Raw genomic sequence first — 19374 nt, forward strand, 5'->3', positions numbered from 1 at the left:
GCAATCTCCGCCCCCCTTCGAGCGTGCAAACGCCCGTTTTCAAAAGGTTTCAGGTGTTCCGATGAGCGTGTCCCAGGCCGATGTGATGACGGCCATGTCGAAGGTGATCGATCCCGAGCTGCACGTCGACCTGGTGAAGGCCGGGATGGTGAAGGACGTGCGCGTCACCGGTGACACGGTGAAGCTGAAGATCGAGCTGACCACGCCCGCGTGTCCCATGAAGGGGAAGATCCAGGCGGACGCGGAGGCCGCGCTCAAGGCGGTGCCAGGCCTGAAGTCCTTCGACATCGAGTGGGGCGCCCAGGTGCGCGGCGTCGCCGGTGGCTCCGGCGGGGCCCTGCTGCCGGGCGTGAAGAACATCCTGCTCGTGGGCGCCGGCAAGGGCGGCGTGGGCAAGAGCACGGTGGCGGTGAACCTGGCCACGTCGCTCGCGCAGCACGGCGCCAAGGTGGGCCTGCTGGACGCGGACTTCTACGGCCCCTCCGTGCCGCTGATGACGGGCACCGCGGACAAGCGCCCGGTGAGCCCCAACGGCAAGACGCTGGATCCGCTGGTCGCCCACGGCCTGAAGATCATGTCCATCGGCTTCCTGGTGGAGGCGGATCAGGCGCTCATCTGGCGCGGCCCCATGCTCCACGGCGCCCTCATGCAACTGGTGCGCGACGTGAACTGGGGCGAGCTGGACTACCTCATCCTGGACCTGCCCCCGGGCACGGGCGACGTGGCGCTGACCTTGTCCCAGTCCGTGCGGGCCGCGGGCGCGGTGCTGGTGACGACGCCGCAGGACGTGGCGCTGGCGGACGTGGTGCGCGCCAAGCAGATGTTCGACAAGGTGCACATCCCGGTGCTGGGCATCGTGGAGAACATGAGCCAGTTCATCTGCCCGCACTGCAACAAGAGCACGCCCATCTTCAACCACGGCGGCGGCCACAAGGCGGCGGAGATGTTCGGCATCCCATTCCTGGGGGAGATCCCGCTCGACCTCAAGGTGCGCGAGGCGGGAGACTCCGGCGTGCCGGTGGTGGTGGGGCACAAGGACAGCCCGGAGGCGAAGGCCTTCCAGGACGTCGCCCGTGCGGTCGCGGGCCGCGTGTCCGCGCAGTCCATGAAGAGCGTGCCTCTTCCGGTGATGCAGGCCCGGTAGGACCCAACCGAAGCGCAAGGAGACCGCATGGCCCCGGCCGGCAACGACGACCTCCCGCCTGATCCGCTGTTCGATGACGACTCGGAGCAGCAGTCCGGCCGCGAGGGCCGCTCGGGCGGCTTCGTGCCGGACTTCGTGCGGCGCATGGCGGTGGCCGGCATGGGCGCGGTCTTCATGGGCGAGGAGGGCCTCCGGGCCCTCGCCGGCCAGCTCAAGCTGCCCAAGGAGGCGCTGGGCTTCCTCCTCTCCCAGGCGGAGAAGACCAAGGACGACATCAGCCGCGTCGTCACGGAGGAGCTGCGCCGCTTCATGCAGTCGGAGAAGCTGCGCGACGAGTTCCTCAAGCTGCTCTCCGGCATGACGGTGGAGGTCAAGGCGCAGATCCGCCTGATTCCGTCGGAGAAGGCGGAAGAGGCGCCCGCGCCGGAGCATCCCCCCAAGGCCCACAAGAAGGCCGCGGAGGCCCCCACCGCGCGCGTGGTCATCACGGACGTGAACGCGCGCCGTCCAGCCTCCAAGCGCTCGAAGCGGGAGTAGGGACGTGGCGGAAGAAGCACCGCGCCGCACCTGGCGTACGCACCCCCTGCCCAAGCGACTGGCGCTCATCGCCATCGTCGCGCTGGGCCTGTGGCTGTGGAAGGCCACGGACCTGCCGGAGCGTCAGCTCATCTTCCAGTTCACCGGGGACGGCTGGAGCAGCGTGCGCGCCGTGGACCTCCAGGTGCTGGACGACGAGGAGCACATCCTCAAGCGAGAGGAGCGCTTCTTCGCGAACGGCCCGCCCCCGGAGGTGACGTTCAAGATGCGGCTGCCGGAGGGCACCGTCCGCGCGCTCCTGTTCGTGAAGGTGGAGGGGCGCGAGCCGCGCGTGCGCCTGGAGGAGCGGCTCACGGTGGGCGAGGGTGAGGCCATCGTCCGCCAGCTGCGCCTCCCCGCCACCAGTCGTTGACCGGCGTTGACCCTCCTGGGGCCGTGCGTTATGGCCGCCGGCACAGGAGAGAAGACGCCATGGCTACGGAACACATCGTCGTCGTCGGAGCAGGGCAGATGGGCGCGGGCATCGCGCAGGTGGCGCTCCAGGCGGGCCTGCGCGTGTCGCTGGTGGACGTCAACAAGGACGGGCTCGCCAAGGGCGCGGACCGCATCAAGGCGGGCCTGAAGAAGCTGGTGGAGAAGGGCAAGCTGGACGCGGCGAAGCAGCAGGCCGCCGAAGCGAACCTGGCCACCTTCACCAGCGCCCGCGACGCGAAGGACGTGGACGTCGCCATCGAGGCCGTCACGGAGAACGAAGACCTCAAGCGCCGCATCTTCCTGGAGCTGGACGAAGTGGTCCGCCCGGGCGGCATCCTCGCCACCAACACCTCCTCCATCCCCATCACCCGCATCGCCGCGGCGACGAAGCGCCCCGAGGCCGTCATCGGGATGCATTTCATGAACCCGGTGCCGGTGATGCAGCTGGTGGAGCTCATCCGCGGCGCGGCCACCAGCGATGAGACGTACACGACCATCCGCACGATGGCCGAGCGCATGGGCAAGACGACGGTGGTCTCCAAGGACTACCCGGGCTTCATCGTCAACCGCATCCTCATCCCCATGCTGAACGAGGCCTGCTTCGCGCTGATGGAGGGCCTGGGCACCGCGGAGGACATCGACACCGCGATGAAGCTGGGCACCAACCAGCCCATGGGCCCGCTGCAGCTGGCGGACTTCATCGGCCTGGACACGGTGCTCTACATCGCCGAGGTGCTCCACAAGGGCCTGGGTGACTCCAAGTACCGCCCGTGCCCGCTGCTGCGTCAGTACGTGGACGCCGGCTGGTACGGCAAGAAGTCCGGCCGCGGCTTCTACAAGTACTAGCCCCCTTTCAGGAGCCCACACGCACATGGACTACCAGAACATCAAGCTCGAGAAGGACGGCGCGCTCGCCATCCTCACCGTGGACCGGCCCAAGGCGCTCAACGCGCTCAACAGCGCCACGTTCCACGAGATGGAGCACGCGCTCAACTCGCTGAAGGAGGACACGCGCGCGCTCATCGTCACCGGCGGCGGCGAGAAGTCCTTCGTCGCGGGCGCGGACATCGCGGAGATGTCCACCATCAGCGCCGCGCAGGCGCGTGAGTTCTCCGCCCTGGGCCACCGCGTCTTCGAGCACCTGGAGAACCTGCCCATCCCCACCATCGCGGCCGTGAACGGCTTCGCGCTGGGCGGCGGCCTGGAGCTGGCCCTGGGCTGCGACCTCATCTACGCGTCGGAGAAGGCGAAGCTGGGCGTGCCGGAAGTCACCCTGGGCGTCATCCCGGGCTTCGGCGGCACGCAGCGCCTCACGCGCCTCCTGGGCCGCGCCCGCGCCAAGGAGCTGCTCTTCACCGCGGACCGCATCGACGCGGCGAAGGCGAAGGAGATCGGCCTGGTGCTGGAGGTGCTGCCCCCGGATCAGCTCATGTCCCACTGCCGCGCGGTGGCGGAGAAGATCCTCAAGAACGGCCCGCTCGCGGTGGCCCAGGCCAAGCGAGTGGTGGAGTACGGCGCGGACCAGGACCTGCGCGCCGCCAACGAGCTGGAGCGCCAGGGCTTCGCCGTCCTCTTCGGTTCGGAGGATCAGCGCGAGGGCATGGCCGCGTTCCTCGCCAAGCGTCCGGCCCAGTTCCAGGGCAAGTGACGTGAAGCACGCGGTCGCGGCCGGGAGCCTGCTGTGCTTCCTGGCCGCGCCGCCGGCCCGGGCGGAGGGGGCTCCCGAGCAGGAGCCCCACGCCCCGGCCCTGGTGTCCTGGAAGCGCACGCTGTGTCTCTACACGCTGTGCTTCCTGGAGCCCGCCATCCCGGACCTGCGCCGCGAGTGGGGCGACGGCGCCCACTGGGTGCTGTCCTGGCCCATCCACCCGTGGGCCTCGCCGCCCCTGGACATCCCTGGAGCCCTGGGCCCCACGCTCATCCTGTCGCCCTTCGTGGAGCCCCAACTGCGGCTTGGGCCGTCCACCTTCCGCCTGCTCGCTGGCGGACGCGTGTATGTCTTCCCGGACGCGTACCGCTTCGGCGTGCTGGCCGAGGGAGCGGGCGTGTGGGGCGGAGACGGGAAGGGCGGGGTGGCCGGGGTGGGGCTCACCTACGACTTGATTGAAAGGCACCGGGACACCCAACCCTGGACGGTGTCGGTGGTGGTGCGCAGGACGTGGACGGACGCGGGGGCTCGCACGGACGTGTCCTTCGACGTGACGGTGCCGCTGGCGATGTTCTTTGGGACCCGGATTCCCCCTCCCGGGGACGCAGGGGCGTCTTCGGAGTAGCCCCCGGGCGGACCCCGTACTATGGGAGGTCCACCATGAACTTCGAGCTGACCGACATCCAGCGCGAGATCCAGCGGCTGTGCCGCGAGTTCGCCGCCAAGGAGCTCATCCCCAACGCCCGCAAGTGGGACGAACAGCACGCGTGGCCCACCGACGCGGTGAAGAAGCTGGCGGAGCTGTCCCTCCTGGGCATCGCGGTGCCGGAGGAGTGGGGCGGCGCGGGCCTGGACAACGTCTGCTACGCCATCGCCATGGAGGAGATTTCGCGCGGCTGCGCCTCCACCGGCGTGATCATGAGCGTGAACAACTCGCTCTACTGCGATCCGGTGTCCAAGTTCGGCACCCCCGAGCAGAAGGAGCAGTTCCTCAAGCCCTTCGCCAGCGGCCAGAAGATCGGCTGCTTCGGCCTGACGGAGCCGGAGGCCGGCAGCGACGCCGCCGCCCAGAAGACCATCGCCGTGAAGCGCGGCGACGAGTACGTCATCAACGGCTCCAAGAACTGGATCACCAACGGCCCCAAGGCCGACGCCATCGTCCTCATCACGATGACGAACAAGGAAGCGGGCAACAAGGGCATCACCGCGTTCCTCGTGCCCACCGACACGCCGGGATTCACCCGCGCGGAGCCGGACAAGAAGATGGGCATCAGCGCCGCCTGGTCCTGCTCCATGTTCTTCGAGGACATGCGCGTCCCGGAGAAGTACCGCCTGGGCAAGGAGGGCGAGGGCTTCAAGGTCGCCATGTCCACCCTGGACGGCGGCCGCATCGGCATCGCGTCCCAGGCGCTGGGCATCGCGCGCGCGGCCTTCGAGGAGGCCGTCCGCTACTCCGGTGAGCGCAAGACCTTCGGCAAGCCCATCCGCGACCACCAGGCCATCCAGTTCATGATCGCGGACATGGCCATGGAGATCGACGCGGCCCGCCTGCTCGTGTGGCGCGCGGCGCTCATGAAGGACAAGGGCGTGCGCCACAGCCCGGAGAGCGCCATGGCCAAGCTCTACGCCAGCGAGATGGCCAGCCGCGTGGCCAACAAGGCCCTGCAGATCCACGGCGGCATGGGCTACTCGAAGGAGATGGACGCCGAGCGCCACGTGCGCGACGCGCGCATCACCGAAATCTACGAGGGGACGAGCGAGATCCAGCGCATCGTCATCTCCACCAACCTGCTGAAGGAGTAGTCACCCGGTCATGAAGCGCGCGCTCCTCCCCGTGCTGTTCCTGTCCCTGGGCCTGGCCTCTCCGCTGGCGCTCGCCCAGGGCTCGTCGAAGAAGAAGGCCACGCCCGCTCCCGCGACGGCTCCGGCGACGCCCGCGCCCAAGAAGGACGACGGGCTGGACGTCAGCAGGCTGCCCTTCACCCCGGACTCCATCCGCCAGGTGATGGCCCACCACATGCCTCGCATCCAGGAGTGCTACGAGGACCACATGGTGGAGAAGGACAAGAAGGTGGAGGGCAAGCTGCTCACCACCTTCACCATCACCGCCGAAGGCACCGTGCGCAGCGCCAAGGTGGACAAGTACGGCAGCACGCTGAAGGACGCGGGCCTCAACGACTGCGTGGTGGCGGTGCTGTCGTCCATGGACTTCCCCAAGCCCCCGGACGGCCGCGACCACCCCATCGAGTACCCGTTCAACCTCAAGGCCATCGATTAGCGCTCAGGACACCCGCGCCCGTGAACTTCGACCTCACCGAGACCCAGACGCTCATCCGTGACACCGCTCGCAAGTTCGCCCGCGAGCGCGTGGCCCCGCACGCCCGCGCCGCGGACCGCGAGGAGCGCTTCGACCCGGAAGTCTTCAAGGCCCTGGCGGAAGTCGGCCTGCTGGGCGTGAACCTTCCGGGGAAGTACGGCGGCGCGGAGGCCGGCGTCGTGTCCTACGCGCTGGCCATGATGGAGATGGCCGCCGCGGACGCCTCCGTGTCCGTGGCCATGGCCGTCACCAACATGTGCGCGGAGCTCATCCACGCGGTGGGTACCGACGCGCAGCGGGAGAAGTACGTCACGCGCATCACCTCCGGTGAGGCCATCGTCGGCGCGTTCGCCCTGAGCGAGCCGCACGCGGGCTCCGACCCGGGCGCCATGCGCACCACCGCCACGAAGCGCGGCGACAAGTACGTGCTCAACGGCAGCAAGCAGTGGATCACCTCCGGCGCCTACGCGGGCGTCATCGTCGTGTGGGCCCGCACGGGCCAGGCCGGCAACAAGGGTCTGTCCTGCTTCATCGTGGAGGGCGGCGCCAAGGGCCTCCACGTGGGCAAGCACGAGGACAAGATGGGCCTGCGCGCGTCCAACACCGTGGGGCTCACCTTCGAGGACTGCGAAGTCCCCGCGGAGAACCTCCTGGGCAAGGAGGGCGACGGGTTCCGCCTGGCCATGATGGCGCTGGACGGCGGGCGCATTGGCATCGCCGCGCAGGCGTGCGGCACCGGCCGCGCCGCGCTGGAGGCCACCGTCTCCTACACCAAGGACCGCAAGGCCTTTGGCCAGGCCGTGGCGGACCTGCAGGCCCCGCGCTTCATGATGGCGGACATGCGTACGCAACTGGATGCGGCGGAGCTGCTGACCCTGCGCGCCGCCGCCCTCAAGGAGGCCGGCCAGCCGTTCACCCGCGAGGCCTCCATGGCGAAGCTCTTCGCCAGCGAGATGAGCAACAAGGTCGCGGACAAAGCGGTGCAACTGCACGGCGGTTACGGTTACATCGACGAGTTCCCGGTCGAGCGTTACTTCCGGGACGCGCGCGTCCAGACCATCTACGAGGGCACCAGCGAGGTGCAGCGGATGGTCATCGCCCGGGAAACATTCCGGCGCGAGGGGTAGCGCTCCGCTTGTCCCACACGGGGCGAGCGGGCAGGGGGCACCCGCCGGGTAGGACAGATGCGGACCCGGCCGGGCGTTCATAGAACACGGATCACCACTTGGCGCAGCGCCCCCGCTTGACTCCCGGAAACTCAGGTGTCTAGGGTGCGCGGCTTCCAACCAGCCTTGCGTTCCCATTCAGGGGACACCCGCGGTTTCCCGTCGCTCCCCGCAGGCGGCCGCGCACCCATTCAAACAGGGGGCAGTTGTACCGTTCCAAGGACTTCCCATTCATGCAGCAGAACGTGAACCAGCAGATCGACGGCGGTGACGAAGACTTCGCGGCGATGTTCGAGGCCTCGCTCAAGGAGCGTGGCGGCGACGGAATCCTGAAGGAAGGCGAGATCGTCAAGGGCACGGTCGTGCAGGTGACGAAGGATTTCGCGATCGTGGACATCGGCTACAAGTCCGAGGGTCAGGTCCCGATCTCCGAGTTCACCAATCCCCGCGGGGAAGTCACGGTCAAGGCCGGCGACCCCGTCGAGGTCCTCCTGGAGAGCCGCGAGAACGACACCGGCATGGTCGTCCTCTCCAAGGAGAAGGCCGACAAGATGCGCATCTGGGACGAGATCTCCGCCGCGTGCGAGCGTGATGAGATCGTCAAGGGCACCATCGTCGGACGCGTGAAGGGCGGCCTCTCCGTCGACATCGGCGTGAAGGCGTTCCTCCCCGGCTCCCAGGTCGACATCCGCCCTGTGCGCAACCTTGACCAGTACATCTCGAAGGAATTCGAGTTCAAGGTCATCAAGTTCAACAAGAAGCGCGGCAACATCGTCCTCTCTCGCCGCGTGCTGCTGGAGAAGCAGCGCGAGGAGATGAAGAAGGAGACCCTCAAGAACCTCAAGGAGGGTGCGGTCCTCAAGGGCGTGGTCAAGAACCTCACGGACTACGGCGCCTTCATCGACCTCGGCGGCATCGACGGCCTGCTCCACATCACCGACATGTCCTGGGGCCGCATCGGTCACCCCAGCGAGATGTTCAACGTCGGTGACGAAGTGCGCGTCGTCGTCCTCAAGTTCGACCCCGCGCAGGAGCGCGTCAGCCTGGGCCTCAAGCAGATCCAGGAGGACCCGTGGCACCGCGCCGACGAGAAGTACCCCGTCGGTACCCGCGTCGCCGGCAAGGTCGTGTCCATCACGGACTACGGCGCGTTCATCGAGATCGAGCAGGGCGTGGAGGGCCTGGTGCACGTGTCCGAGATGTCCTGGACCAAGCGCCTCAAGCACCCGTCCAAGATCCTGGAGGTCGGCCAGACGGTGGAGGCCGTCGTCCTCGACATCGATCCGAAGGCCAAGCGCATCGCGCTGGGCATGAAGCAGATCGAGCAGAACCCCTGGACGCTGCTCGAGGACAAGTACCCGATCGGCTCCGTCATCAAGGGCCAGATCCGCAACGTCACCGACTTCGGCGTGTTCGTCGGCGTCGAGGAGGGCGTGGACGGCCTGGTGCACGTGTCCGACATCTCCTGGACCCAGCGCATCAAGCACCCGGGCGAGATGTTCAAGAAGGGCGACGAGGTCGAGGCGGTGGTCCTCAACATCGACGTCGAGAACGAGCGCTTCAGCCTGGGCATCAAGCAGCTCCAGCCGGACCCCTGGGAGACGCTGTCCGAGCGCCTGCCGGTGGGCAGCCGCGTGAAGGGCAAGGTCACCAAGGTCACCGACTTCGGCGCGTTCGTGGAGATCGAGCCGGGCATCGAGGGCCTCGTCCACGTCTCCGAGCTGAAGGAAGAGCGCGTGGAGAACCCCCGCGACGTGGTGCAGGAGGGCCAGGAGGTCGAGGTCAAGCTCATCGACATCAACACCCCGGACCGCAAGGTGGCGCTGTCCATCAAGGCGCTCATCGGCGAGGGCGAGGACTACCGCGAGTACCTGCGCAAGCAGGCCGAGGGTTCCAAGGCCCGCCTGGGCGACGTGATGGCGAGCAAGCTGAAGAAGTAATCAGCCCCACGTCTTGAAGTGGATGGCGGCCGGGTTCCCCTGCGGGAGCCCGGCCGTTTCCATTTGATTCGCCCGAAACCGCCCGTGATAAGTCGCATCCCAACCTTTCCAGCGGTTCCGGTTCCCCTCTCAAGGAGACAGTTCCATGGCTCGTGAAGTCGTCATCGTGGGCGCGGCCCGTACCCCCATCGGCTCCTTCCAGGGAGCGCTGTCCAAGCTCACCGCCCCGCAGCTGGGCGCCATCGCCATCAAGGCGGCGCTGGAGCGCGCGGGCGTGAAGCCGGAGGCCGTGCAGGAGGTCATCATGGGCTGCGTCCTGCAGGCGGGCGTGGGCCAGGCCCCGGCACGTCAGGCGGCCATCTTCGCGGGCCTCCCGGACTCCGTCCCGGCCGTCACGCTGAACAAGGTCTGTGGCTCCGGCCTCAAGACGGTCATCGCCGCGGCGCAGTCCATCGCCCTGGGTGACGCGGACGTCATCGTCGCGGGCGGCATGGAGTCCATGTCCAACGCGCCCTACCTGAGCCACACCATGCGCGGCGGCTCGCGCATGGGCAACGTGGAGTTCAAGGACGCGATGATCTCCGACGGCCTCTGGGACGTGTACGGCAACGTCCACATGGGCAACTGCGCCGAGGAGTGCGCCACCTCCCAGGGCATCAGCCGCGCGCAGCAGGACGAGTTCGCGCTGGAGTCCACGCGCCGCGCCATCCAGTCCCAGAAGGAAGGCCTGTTCACTGCGGAGATCGTCCCCGTGCAGATCCCCGGCAAGAAGCCGGATGAGTTCACCACCGTCTCCGAAGACGAGGGCCCCAAGAACGCCAAGCCGGACAAGATCCCGGGCCTGAAGCCGGTGTTCAAGAAGGACGGCACCGTGACGGCCGCCAACGCGTCCTCCATCAACGACGGCGCCGCGGCGCTGGTGCTGATGAGCGAGGAGAAGGCGAAGGCGGAGGGCCGCACCATCCTGGGCCGCATCAAGGGCTACGCGCAGGCCGCCCGCAAGCCGGTGGAGTTCACCATCGCGCCGGCGGACGCCATCAACACGCTGCTCAAGAAGCAGAACGTGACGGCCAAGGACGTGGACCTCTGGGAGATCAACGAGGCCTTCTCCGTGGTGTCCATCGCGAACAACAAGATCCTCGGCCTGGATCCGTCCAAGGTGAACGTGCGCGGCGGCGCGGTGGTGCTGGGCCACCCGATTGGCGCGTCCGGCGCTCGCGTGCTCGTCACGCTGCTCCAGACGATGAAGGACCAGGACAAGAAGCGCGGCGTGGCGTCGCTCTGCATCGGCGGCGGCGAAGGCATCGCGCTGATGGTCGAGCGCTGAAAAGGACACCGCCCGCATGAACAAGGTCTACGCGAGCGCGGATGAGGCGGTCGCCGACATCCCGGACAACATCACCCTCATGAGTGGTGGGTTCGGGCTGTGCGGCAACCCCGAGAACCTCATCACGGCCCTGCACAAGAAGAACGTGAAGGGCCTCACCATCATCTCCAACAACTGCGGCACCACGGAGCTGGGGCTGGGCATCCTCCTGCAGAACAAGCAGGTGAAGAAGATGGTCGCCAGCTACGTGGGGGAGAACAAGGAGTTCGAGCGGCAGTTCCTCTCCGGGGAGCTGGAGGTGGAGTTGAACCCCCAGGGCACGCTCGCGGAGCGCATCCGCGCCGGGGGCTGCGGCATTGGCGGGTTCTTCACGCCGACGGGCGCGGGCACCCAGGTGGCGGAGGGCAAGGAGTCGCGCATGATCGACGGGCGCCTCCACGTCCTGGAGACGCCGCTGAAGGCGGACTTCGCCATCGTCCACGCCTGGAAGGCGGACACCTGGGGCAACCTGGTGTTCCACAAGACGGCTCGGAACTTCACGCCCATGATGTGCATGGCCGCCAAGGTCACCATCGTGCAGGCGGAGCACATCGTGCAGCCGGGCGAGCTGGACCCGGACATGGTGCACATCCCGAGCATCTTCGTGCACCGCATCGTGCAGGCGCAGAACCTCCAGAAGTGGATCGAGCGGCGGACCGTCCGCAAGAAGGCGTCCTGAGCCATGCCCCTGACTCGTGAACAGATCGCGCAGCGCATCGCCCAGGAGCTGAAGGACGGCTTCTACGTGAACCTGGGCATCGGCATCCCCACGCTCGTGCCCAACTACATCCCGCACGGGGTGGAGGTGGTGCTCCAGTCGGAGAACGGCCTGCTCGGCATCGGGCCGTATCCGGAGGAGGGGAGCGAGGACCCGGACCTCATCAACGCGGGCAAGGAGACGGTGACGGTGGTGAAGGGCTCCGCCTTCTTCGACTCCGCGCTGTCCTTCGGGATGATCCGCGGCGGCCACATCGACCTGGCCGTGCTGGGCGCCATGGAGGTCAGCGAAGAGGGTGACCTGGCCAACTGGATGATCCCCGGCAAGATGGTGAAGGGCATGGGCGGCGCCATGGACCTGGCCGTGGGTGCCAAGCGCATCTACGTGGCCATGGAGCACGCCAACAAGGACGGGCAGCCCAAGATCTTGAAGAAGTGCTCGCTGCCGCTGACCGGCCTCAAGTGCGTGCACCACATCGTCACGGACCACGCCTTCATCGACGTGACGCCGGAGGGCCTGGTCCTGCGCGAGCTGGCACCCGGACTGACGGTGGAACGGGTGCAGCAGCTCACCGAGCCGAAGCTGAAGATCGCGCCCGACCTGCGCGAGATGAAGTTCCAGGCCTGAAGTAGGGTGCTAGGGTGCGCTTCCGTTTCCCAGTGTGGGACGGAAGCCACCTTTCCCCGGGGAACGGAGCACCGCATGGCTGACACCTCGGAGAAGCCTGTCCCCGCGCCTCGCGCGCACCGCATCGACCATGAGCTGCCCGTGGCGTACCGCACGGTGGCGGGCTTCGTGACGGATTGGGCGGTGAACCTGTCGCGCGGCGGGCTCTACATCAACACGCCGCAGCCGCTGCCGGTGGGCACGGTGGTGCGCCTGTTGGTGTCGCTGCCGGGCGCCAGCTTCCCGGTGGACCTGTCCGGGAAGGTGACCCGCACCAACCCCCAGGGGACGCCGGGGTCCGAGGTCCCGGGGATGGCGGTGGAGTTCCTGGACGTTGACGACGAGAAGCGGTCGCGCATCGAAGCGTTCGTGGAGCGCCTGCGGGAAGCCCTGCCGGCGGACGAGCGTGGCAGCGCGACCCGGAAGTAGGGCGGCCCCTCCCAGGCGGCCCCCTCGAGTGCGCCTGCGATGACGACGCTGCCCGAATCCCCCATTGAACTGACGATTGAGCGGCTGGGCCAGCTGGGCGAAGGCGTGGCCCAGTGGGAGGGGCGCACCGTGTTCGTGCCGGGCGCGTTCCCCGGCGACACCGTGCGTGTCCGCCTGGAGGCCCAGGGCAAGGTCCTGCGCGGCCTGCTGGGCCAGGTGCTGATGGACGGGGCGGAGCGCGTGTCGTCGCGCTGCGTCCTGTCCGACGCGTGCGGTGGCTGCGACTGGCTGGAGCTGTCCGTCCCGGCGCAGCGGTCCGCGAAGCAGGAGATCGTCCTCTCCACGCTGGAGCACCTGGGCCGCCTGAAGCGCTCGGCCTTCACCGTGCGGCCGTTGATGGTGGCGCCCCGGGACTGGGGCTACCGCCGCCGCGCGGTGCTGCACGGGGCGGGGAAGGGGGCGCTCGGCTACTTCGGCCGGCGCACGCACGAGCGCATCCCGGTGGACGTCTGCCCCGCGCTCACGCCCGTGCTCACGGCGCTGCCCGGGAAGCTGGCCCCGCTGCTCAAGCCGCTGGCCAGGGACACCGAGGAGGTGCTCCTGCTGGCCGAGGGCGACAAGGCCGCGTTCGCGGTGAACATGAGCGGCCCGGTCACGGCGCGGCACCTGGAGGCGGCGGAGGCCGCGGCGCGCGCGCTGCGGTTGGAGGGCGCGGTGCTGGTGCCCAAGGAGGGCTCGGCGCGGCTCATCGGCCGGCCGGTGCTGCGCTCGCTGTCCCCGCTGCGCCCCGAGGTGCCGGTGTACCTGCGGCCGGATGCGTTCGCGCAGGCGCACGCGGAGGCCAACGTGGGGCTCGTCACGGCGGCCCTGTACGAGCTGGGCGCGAAGGAGACGGACGCCGTGCTGGAGCTGTACTCCGGCAACGGCAACTTCACGTTCCCCCTGGCGGGCACGGCCGGGTCGGTGCTGGGCGTGGAGTCGTCCCCGGTGGGCGTGGAGCTGGCGCAACGGAGCGCTCGCGAGGGCAGCGTGTCCAACGTGCGCTTCGTCCAGGGCGACGCTCGCAAGGTGTGCGACGGGCTGGTGGCGGAGGGGCGTTCGTTCGACCTGTGCCTCGCGGATCCGCCGCGCGCCGGGGCTCCGGGCCTGGCGAAGTGGATGCGCGCGTTGAACGTGCGCCGGGTCGTCTACGTGGCGTGCGACCCGGCCTCGCTGGCGCGCGACGCGGCGGGGCTGGTGGACGCCGGTTACAAGCCCGTGGCGCTCCAGGTGGTGGACATGTTCCCGCAGACGCACCACGTGGAAGCGGTGATGTCGTTCGAACGGGGAGCCTGACGCGCCATGGACGCCCGCATCGTCGAGTTCGCCGAAGTGCTTCGCCAGAACGGCGTGCGCGTCAGCACGTCCGAGGTGCAGGACGCGCTTCGCGCCACCGCGGAGGTGGGCCTCGAGGACCGGGGGCTGTTCCGCTCCGTGCTGCGCACCACGCTGGTGAAGCGCGAGCTGGACGTGGAGACGTTCCGCCGCGCGTTCGACTTCTTCTTCTCCGGCGCGGCCCGCACGTTCGAGGCACTCGACAAGTCGCTGGCGAAGCAGCTGGAGGAAGAGGGCTACCTGGAAGGCGACCTCTTGAAGATGGTCATCTACCAGATGAACCTGCTGGCGCCGGAGATGTCCCCCCTGGCGCAGGCCATCCTCGCGGGTGACCGCGCGCGGCTGGCGCAGATCTTCCGGCAGGCGTCGCTCCAGCTGGACCTGGGGCAGCTGGAGAGCCCCCTTCAGACGGGGTTCTTCACGCGGCGGATGCTCGCGGGCGCGGGCATGGAGCGGGCGCGCTCCGACCTCAAGTCGATGGAGGACGAGCTCAAGGCTCGCGGGCTGCACACCGAGGGCGTGGAGATCGTCTCGCGCCACGTGGCCGCGGCGATGCGCAAGATTGAAGAGGCCGCCCGCGCGGAGGTGAAGCGCCAGTCCGAGGCGCGCATCCGCCGCCGCACGGACACCGTCACGGAGAAGCCGCTGCACCTGCTCACGCAGGCGGAGGTGGACCAGATGGAGGCCGCCGTCCGCACGCTGGCGGAGAAGCTCAAGAGCCGGATGATCCGCAAGCAGCGCTCGCACCGGCGCGGGTCGCTCCACGCCCAGCGCACGCTGCGCCGTAACATGCCGTGGGACGGCATCCCCATGGTGCCCGTGTTCCGCACCCGCCGCCCGGAGCGTCCGGAGCTGGTGGTGCTCTGCGACGTGTCCGACTCCGTGCGCAACGCGTCCCGGATGATGCTGCTGTTCATGCACACGATGCAGTCGCTGTTCGTGCGCGTGCGCTCGTTCGTCTTCGTGTCCGACGTGGGCGAGGTGACGCAGTTCTTCAAGGACCTGGACGTGAGCGAGGCCATCGACGCGGCGACCGCCGGGCGCACCGTGTCCATGAGCTCCAACTCCAACTACGGCCGCGCGCTGGCGGACTTCACGCGCGACCACCTGGGCAGCATCACGCGCCGCACCACCGTGATGATCATCGGCGACGGCCGCAACAACTACAACGCGAGCAACGCCTGGGCCCTGAAGGACCTGAAGCGCAAGGCCAAGCGCGTGCTGTGGATCTGCCCCGAGGACCGGGGCAACTGGGGCATCGGCGACAGCGAGATGCTCACCTACGAGAAGCACTGCACCCAGGCCGTGGTCGTCACCTCCGTGTCGGACCTGGCCCGCATCGCGGAACAGCTCGTCCCCGTCTGAAAACCCCTTCACCCAACGAGGAGCGCCCCCATGGCCCCGTCCTTCTTCGACGACTACCAGGACGTCCCCAACGTGGAGACCGGTCCGGCCTTCGACGCCGCCGACGACCGCACGCTGCGCATGGCGTCCCGGCCGGTGGACAAGGCGCTGCTCGAACAGCTGGTCCGCTACCAGGAGACCTTCCTGTCGCACGTGGAGGCGGACACCAGCCCGGAGGCCATGGCCGGGGCGGCCAAGGCGGCCCTGGAGTCGAGCGGCCTGGACGTGAAGGCGGCGGAGTGGGGGAGCGCCGTCCTCCGGGCCTTTGGTGGGCGGCGGTGGACCGCGCAGCGGCTGCGCTCGAAGCTGACGGAGCTGGAGTCCCGCTCCGGGCCGGAGGTGGACGAGGTGAAGAAGCGCGTCCAGGACGAGCTGGTGAAGCAGGAGCGGGAGACGGACGCCCTGGGCCGGCGGTACGGCGTGGAGACGGTGGCCCTGCTCCGGGAGCGTGAGCCGGAGCTGGTGGCCCTGCACACCCGGCTCACCAAGGTGCTCAGCCGGGGATGACCCGGAGTGCCCGCCCGGTTGCATTCCGCGTCCGGGCGTTCCATAACGGCCCGTTTTCCTTCAAGGCCCACCCATGAAGCGCTACTTCATCCACACCTTCGGCTGCCAGATGAACGTCAACGACTCGCTCCGCATGAGCGAGGCGTTGTCGAAGATGTCCTACGTCCCCACGCCCGAGGCGGACAACGCGGACCTCATCATCCTCAACACCTGCTCCATCCGGGAGAAGGCCGAGGACAAGATGCTCTCCGCGCTGGGGCGCTACCGCGCCGTGAAGGCCAGCCGGGGCGCCATCCTGGGCGTGGGCGGCTGCGTGGCCCAGCAGGAGAAGGACAAGCTGCTGAAGAAGGTCCCGTACCTGGACTTCGTCTTCGGCCCGGACAACATCGCGAAGCTGCCGGAAGTGATCGCCCGCGTGCAGGACGCCCGCGAGCGCGTGGTGGAGACGGCCTTCGTGGACTCCGAGGAGTACGTCTTCCCGCGCGCCGACGCGGAGACGTCCCGCGGCAAGGTGTCCGAGTTCGTCACGGTGATGAAGGGCTGCGACAACGTCTGCTCGTTCTGCATCGTCCCGCACACCCGTGGCCGCGAGGTGAGCCGCAACTTCCCGGAGGTGCTCAACGAGGTGGCGGACCTGGCCGGCGTGGGCGTGCGGGAAGTCACGCTCATTGGCCAGAACGTGAACTCGTACCAGGGCGGCATCAGCTTCGCGCAGCTGCTCCTGCGCACCGCGGAGGTGCCGGGCATCGAACGCGTGCGCTTCACGACGAGCCACCCGCATGACCTGTCGGACGAGCTGATCGAAGCGTTCCGGGTGCAGCCGAAGATCGCCCCGCACTTCCACCTGCCCGTGCAGTGCGGCAGCGACCGCATCCTGAAGATGATGCGCCGCGACTACACCGTCGAGCAGTACATGGAGCGGCTGGAGAAGCTGCGCGCCGCGCGTCCCGGCATCGCCATCACCACGGACATCATCGTCGGCTTCCCCGGGGAGACCGAGGAGGAGTTCGAGATGACGATGCAGCTCACCGAACGGGTGAAGTACGACAACCAGTTCTCCTTCGTGTACAGCCCGCGCCCCAAGACGGGCGCCGCGCTGCGCGAGAAGGACTGGGGCCCCATCCCGCACGAGGTGAAGGTGGCCCGGCTGGAGCGGCTGCAGAAGCTGCAGCGGCGCATCAGCGGCGAGTACACCCAGGCGCAGGTGGGCCTGGACGTGGAGGTGCTGGTGGAGGGCCGCTCGCGCTACGACGCCACCAAGCGCTTCGGCCGCACGCCGGAGAACCGCACGGTGAACTTCGAGGGTGACGCTGCGGCGGGCTCCGTCGTGAAGGTGCACGTGGAGCGCGCCACGCCCAACCAGCTCGCGGGCAAGCAGGTGGCGGTGCTCCAGGCCCCCACCGTGGCGCCGCCCGCCGTGGAGCTGCCCGTGCCGCAGCATGTCCCGGCGGAGGCCTGACGCCTCCGCCGCTGTCCCGCCGTCGGAGGTGCCACCATGCCGTTGAAGCCGTTTCGCGGGGTGTCCCCCCGCGTCCACCCGAGCTGCTTCATCGAGGACTCCGCCCAGGTGGTGGGCGACGTGGAGCTGGGCGAGGACTCGTCCATCTGGTTCAACTCCGTGCTGCGCGGGGACGTGAACTCCATCCGCATCGGCAAGCGCACCAACATCCAGGACCTCACCATGATCCACGTCACCAGCCAGGGTGACTCGACCACGGTGGGCGACGACTGCACGGTGGGCCACCGGGTCATCCTCCACGGGTGCGTCGTGGGCCACCGAGTGCTGGTGGGCATGGGCGCCATCCTGATGGACGGCGTGGAGGTGGGGGACGACTGCATCATCGGCGCCGGTACGCTGCTGACGCCCGGGACGAAGATTCCCCCCGGGTCGCTGGTGGTGGGCTCGCCCGGCAAGGTGAAGCGCCCCATCCACGACGGCGAACGCGAGTTCCTGGTGCAGTCCGCCCTCCACTACGTGCACACCGCCGCCGAACACCGCGCCAGCCGCTGACGCGGCCGCGCTGTGCGTGTTAGGAACACCCCATGGCGCTCGCCCCCGAGACGACCCTGAAGGCCTGTCCGCTCTTCAAGGGCTTCACCGACACCGGCATCTCCATCTTCGCGGCGGCGGCCGTGTCGCGCGCCTACCCCAAGGGGACGGCCCTGTTCACCGAGGGCAAGGCGGGGGACTCGCTGCTGATCGTGGGTGAGGGCACGGTGCGGCTGAGCGCCCGGAGCCCCTCGGGCGAGGACGTGCCCCTGGGCGAGGTGACCGCCGGTGAGCCCCTGGGTGAGCTGGCGCTCGTGCAGAAGGGCGAGCGGCTGTGCTCGGCCACGGCCCAGACGGACGTGATGGCGCTGGAGATCCGCGCGGCGGACTTCCAGAAGCTGCTCGCCCAGAAGCCGCAGGCCTGCATCAAGTTGTTGATGGGCATCGTCAGCCACTTCGGCGCCAAGGCCCGGGACAACCGGGACATGCTGCGCACGCTGGTGGCGCGGGCCCCGGGAACCTGAACGACTGTCGGACAGGTGGCCCCGGGCTCCTGCCGGGAGGCCAGAACGGCGAACGGTCCTGCCACCCGCACCGGAGGTGGTTACTGTGCTCGCCTGGAGCCTCTCCAGGCTCTCGGGATGTCGCACACCGTGGGTGTGGGTAGACAGACGGGCGGCGGCTTTCGTGATGTGGCGCGGGCGCTTGAGGTGGGAAGCTGGGCGGCCGGAGTTTTCAACTGCCTCACCCGGTTGATGGCTGGGTGATGGACGGGCCGGCCCGGGTGGTTGCCGAGCGGCCCTTCGGGAAGTGATTGGACGGAACGACGCGTGGAAGAACTGCTCACCAACCTGCTCGGTAGCTCCCAGGGCCTCTTCGCCTACCTGTCCGTGTTCGCCATCCTGGTGGCGTGCGGACTGGGCGTGCCGCTGCCGGAGGACATCTCGCTCATCCTCGGTGGGTTCCTGGCGCACAAGGGCGCGGCGCACCTGCCGGTGATGATGGCGGTGGGGTTCTTCGGCATCCTGGTGGGTGACAGCCTCATCTACCTGGCGGGGCGCCGGCTGGGCACGCGGCTGGGGCGCGATCCGGGGGCGAAGGGCGGAGGGTTCTTCTCCAAGATCGTCACGCCGGAGAAGCGGGCGAAGGTGGAGTCGCTCTTCGTCACGCACGGCCAGAAGATCGTGATGATCGCCCGCTTCATGCCGGGCGTGCGCGCGGTGACGTACTTCACCGCGGGCTCCGTGCACATGTCGTACTGGCGCTTCATCTTCTGGGACGGCCTGGCGGCGCTCCTGTCCGCGCCGGTGTTCGTGTGGCTCGGGTTCCACTTCGGTGGCGAGCTGGACATGGTCATCCGCAAGCTGAAGGACGGCCAGGTCGTGGTGATGGGGACGCTGGCGGTGCTGGCGGTGGGCTACTTCCTCTACCGCCGCCGCAAGAACGCGAAGATCAAGGCCGAGGCCGCCGCCCAGGCGCAGATGACGCCGGTGGCCCTGCCGCCCGTGCCGGAGACGCTGGAGAACAGCATGTCGCCGACGCGCGCTTCCAGCCCCAACGCCTTCTTCGACGTGCCCGCCGACAAGGCGCCCACGTCCGAGCCGGACCTGAACGCGCACAAGTAGCCGCGGTCCAGCGGTGACGCGGTTCACGGACCCCGCCCCCTCGACGAGAGGGAGCGGGGTTCTTCGTTG

The 19374-nt window shown here is 68.7% G+C and carries 21 protein-coding genes; all 21 read left to right on the plus strand.

The features are described 5' to 3' along the window. Nucleotides 1-61: 61 nt before the first annotated feature. The 21 genes from apbC to JYJ93_RS23150 all read left to right on the plus strand — a co-directional run bounded on the left by apbC (nt 62) and on the right by JYJ93_RS23150 (nt 19305). Nucleotides 62-1144: an iron-sulfur cluster carrier protein ApbC gene (apbC, locus tag JYJ93_RS23050; protein ID WP_120551469.1), complete on the plus strand. Its 1083-nt coding sequence runs from the start codon at nt 62-64 to the stop codon at nt 1142-1144. Between the two features lie 27 nt (nt 1145-1171). Further along, entirely contained in the window at nt 1172-1681 is a 510-nt protein-coding gene (locus JYJ93_RS23055; protein WP_206794684.1) for a hypothetical protein, read from the plus strand. A 4-nt stretch (nt 1682-1685) separates the two neighbouring features. Further along, nucleotides 1686-2093 (plus strand): hypothetical protein, encoded by a 408-nt coding sequence (locus tag JYJ93_RS23060; RefSeq protein ID WP_206794686.1) that lies wholly within the window; start codon nt 1686-1688, stop codon nt 2091-2093. A 59-nt stretch (nt 2094-2152) separates the two neighbouring features. Then, nucleotides 2153-3001: a 3-hydroxybutyryl-CoA dehydrogenase gene (locus tag JYJ93_RS23065; protein WP_120621141.1), complete on the plus strand. Its 849-nt coding sequence runs from the start codon at nt 2153-2155 to the stop codon at nt 2999-3001. Nucleotides 3002-3026: 25 nt separating this feature from the next. Then, a complete protein-coding gene (locus JYJ93_RS23070) occupies nt 3027-3803 on the plus strand; it encodes an enoyl-CoA hydratase-related protein (RefSeq protein WP_206794688.1) in 777 nt (258 codons plus the stop codon). Nucleotide 3804: 1 nt separating this feature from the next. Further along, entirely contained in the window at nt 3805-4428 is a 624-nt protein-coding gene (locus JYJ93_RS23075) for a hypothetical protein (RefSeq protein WP_206794690.1), read from the plus strand. 35 nt (nt 4429-4463) lie between these two features. After that, nucleotides 4464-5606 (plus strand): acyl-CoA dehydrogenase, encoded by a 1143-nt coding sequence (locus tag JYJ93_RS23080; RefSeq protein WP_206794692.1) that lies wholly within the window; start codon nt 4464-4466, stop codon nt 5604-5606. Nucleotides 5607-5616: 10 nt separating this feature from the next. Continuing rightward, the gene (locus JYJ93_RS23085; RefSeq protein WP_206794694.1) at nt 5617-6081 is read left to right on the plus strand and encodes an AgmX/PglI C-terminal domain-containing protein; all 465 of its coding nucleotides are present in this window, start codon (nt 5617-5619) and stop codon (nt 6079-6081) included. 20 nt (nt 6082-6101) lie between these two features. After that, entirely contained in the window at nt 6102-7247 is a 1146-nt protein-coding gene (locus tag JYJ93_RS23090) for an acyl-CoA dehydrogenase family protein (protein WP_206794696.1), read from the plus strand. 272 nt (nt 7248-7519) lie between these two features. Then, complete coding sequence (locus tag JYJ93_RS23095) at nt 7520-9226, plus strand: 30S ribosomal protein S1 (RefSeq protein ID WP_120552356.1); 1707 nt, start codon at nt 7520-7522, stop codon at nt 9224-9226. Nucleotides 9227-9371: 145 nt separating this feature from the next. Beyond that, nucleotides 9372-10553 (plus strand): thiolase family protein, encoded by a 1182-nt coding sequence (locus tag JYJ93_RS23100; protein ID WP_206794699.1) that lies wholly within the window; start codon nt 9372-9374, stop codon nt 10551-10553. 16 nt (nt 10554-10569) lie between these two features. Further along, nucleotides 10570-11271: a CoA transferase subunit A gene (locus tag JYJ93_RS23105; protein ID WP_206794701.1), complete on the plus strand. Its 702-nt coding sequence runs from the start codon at nt 10570-10572 to the stop codon at nt 11269-11271. A 3-nt stretch (nt 11272-11274) separates the two neighbouring features. Further along, nucleotides 11275-11937: a CoA transferase subunit B gene (locus JYJ93_RS23110; protein WP_014397005.1), complete on the plus strand. Its 663-nt coding sequence runs from the start codon at nt 11275-11277 to the stop codon at nt 11935-11937. Between the two features lie 75 nt (nt 11938-12012). Next, nucleotides 12013-12405, plus strand: a complete 393-nt coding sequence (locus JYJ93_RS23115) for a TIGR02266 family protein (protein ID WP_120563245.1) — start codon at nt 12013-12015, stop codon at nt 12403-12405. 39 nt (nt 12406-12444) lie between these two features. Beyond that, nucleotides 12445-13740 (plus strand): methyltransferase domain-containing protein, encoded by a 1296-nt coding sequence (locus JYJ93_RS23120; RefSeq protein ID WP_206794703.1) that lies wholly within the window; start codon nt 12445-12447, stop codon nt 13738-13740. Nucleotides 13741-13746: 6 nt separating this feature from the next. After that, the gene (locus tag JYJ93_RS23125) at nt 13747-15144 is read left to right on the plus strand and encodes a VWA domain-containing protein (RefSeq protein WP_206794705.1); all 1398 of its coding nucleotides are present in this window, start codon (nt 13747-13749) and stop codon (nt 15142-15144) included. Nucleotides 15145-15174: 30 nt separating this feature from the next. Next, nucleotides 15175-15690 carry a hypothetical protein gene (locus JYJ93_RS23130; protein ID WP_206794707.1) on the plus strand — a complete coding sequence of 172 codons (516 nt, stop codon included), beginning with the start codon at nt 15175-15177 and terminating at the stop codon, nt 15688-15690. A 73-nt stretch (nt 15691-15763) separates the two neighbouring features. Then, nucleotides 15764-17149 (plus strand): tRNA (N6-isopentenyl adenosine(37)-C2)-methylthiotransferase MiaB, encoded by a 1386-nt coding sequence (miaB, locus tag JYJ93_RS23135; RefSeq protein ID WP_206794709.1) that lies wholly within the window; start codon nt 15764-15766, stop codon nt 17147-17149. A 36-nt stretch (nt 17150-17185) separates the two neighbouring features. Then, nucleotides 17186-17701: a gamma carbonic anhydrase family protein gene (locus JYJ93_RS23140; protein WP_120563250.1), complete on the plus strand. Its 516-nt coding sequence runs from the start codon at nt 17186-17188 to the stop codon at nt 17699-17701. Nucleotides 17702-17733: 32 nt separating this feature from the next. Further along, a complete protein-coding gene (locus JYJ93_RS23145) occupies nt 17734-18204 on the plus strand; it encodes a cyclic nucleotide-binding domain-containing protein (RefSeq protein ID WP_206794711.1) in 471 nt (156 codons plus the stop codon). Nucleotides 18205-18510: 306 nt separating this feature from the next. Next, on the plus strand, nt 18511-19305 hold the full coding sequence (locus tag JYJ93_RS23150; RefSeq protein WP_206794714.1) for a DedA family protein: 795 nt from the start codon (nt 18511-18513) through the stop codon (nt 19303-19305). The last annotated feature ends 69 nt before the right edge of the window (nt 19306-19374 follow it).

The sequence above is a fragment of the Corallococcus sp. NCSPR001 genome, assembly GCF_017309135.1.
Classification (GTDB): domain Bacteria; phylum Myxococcota; class Myxococcia; order Myxococcales; family Myxococcaceae; genus Corallococcus.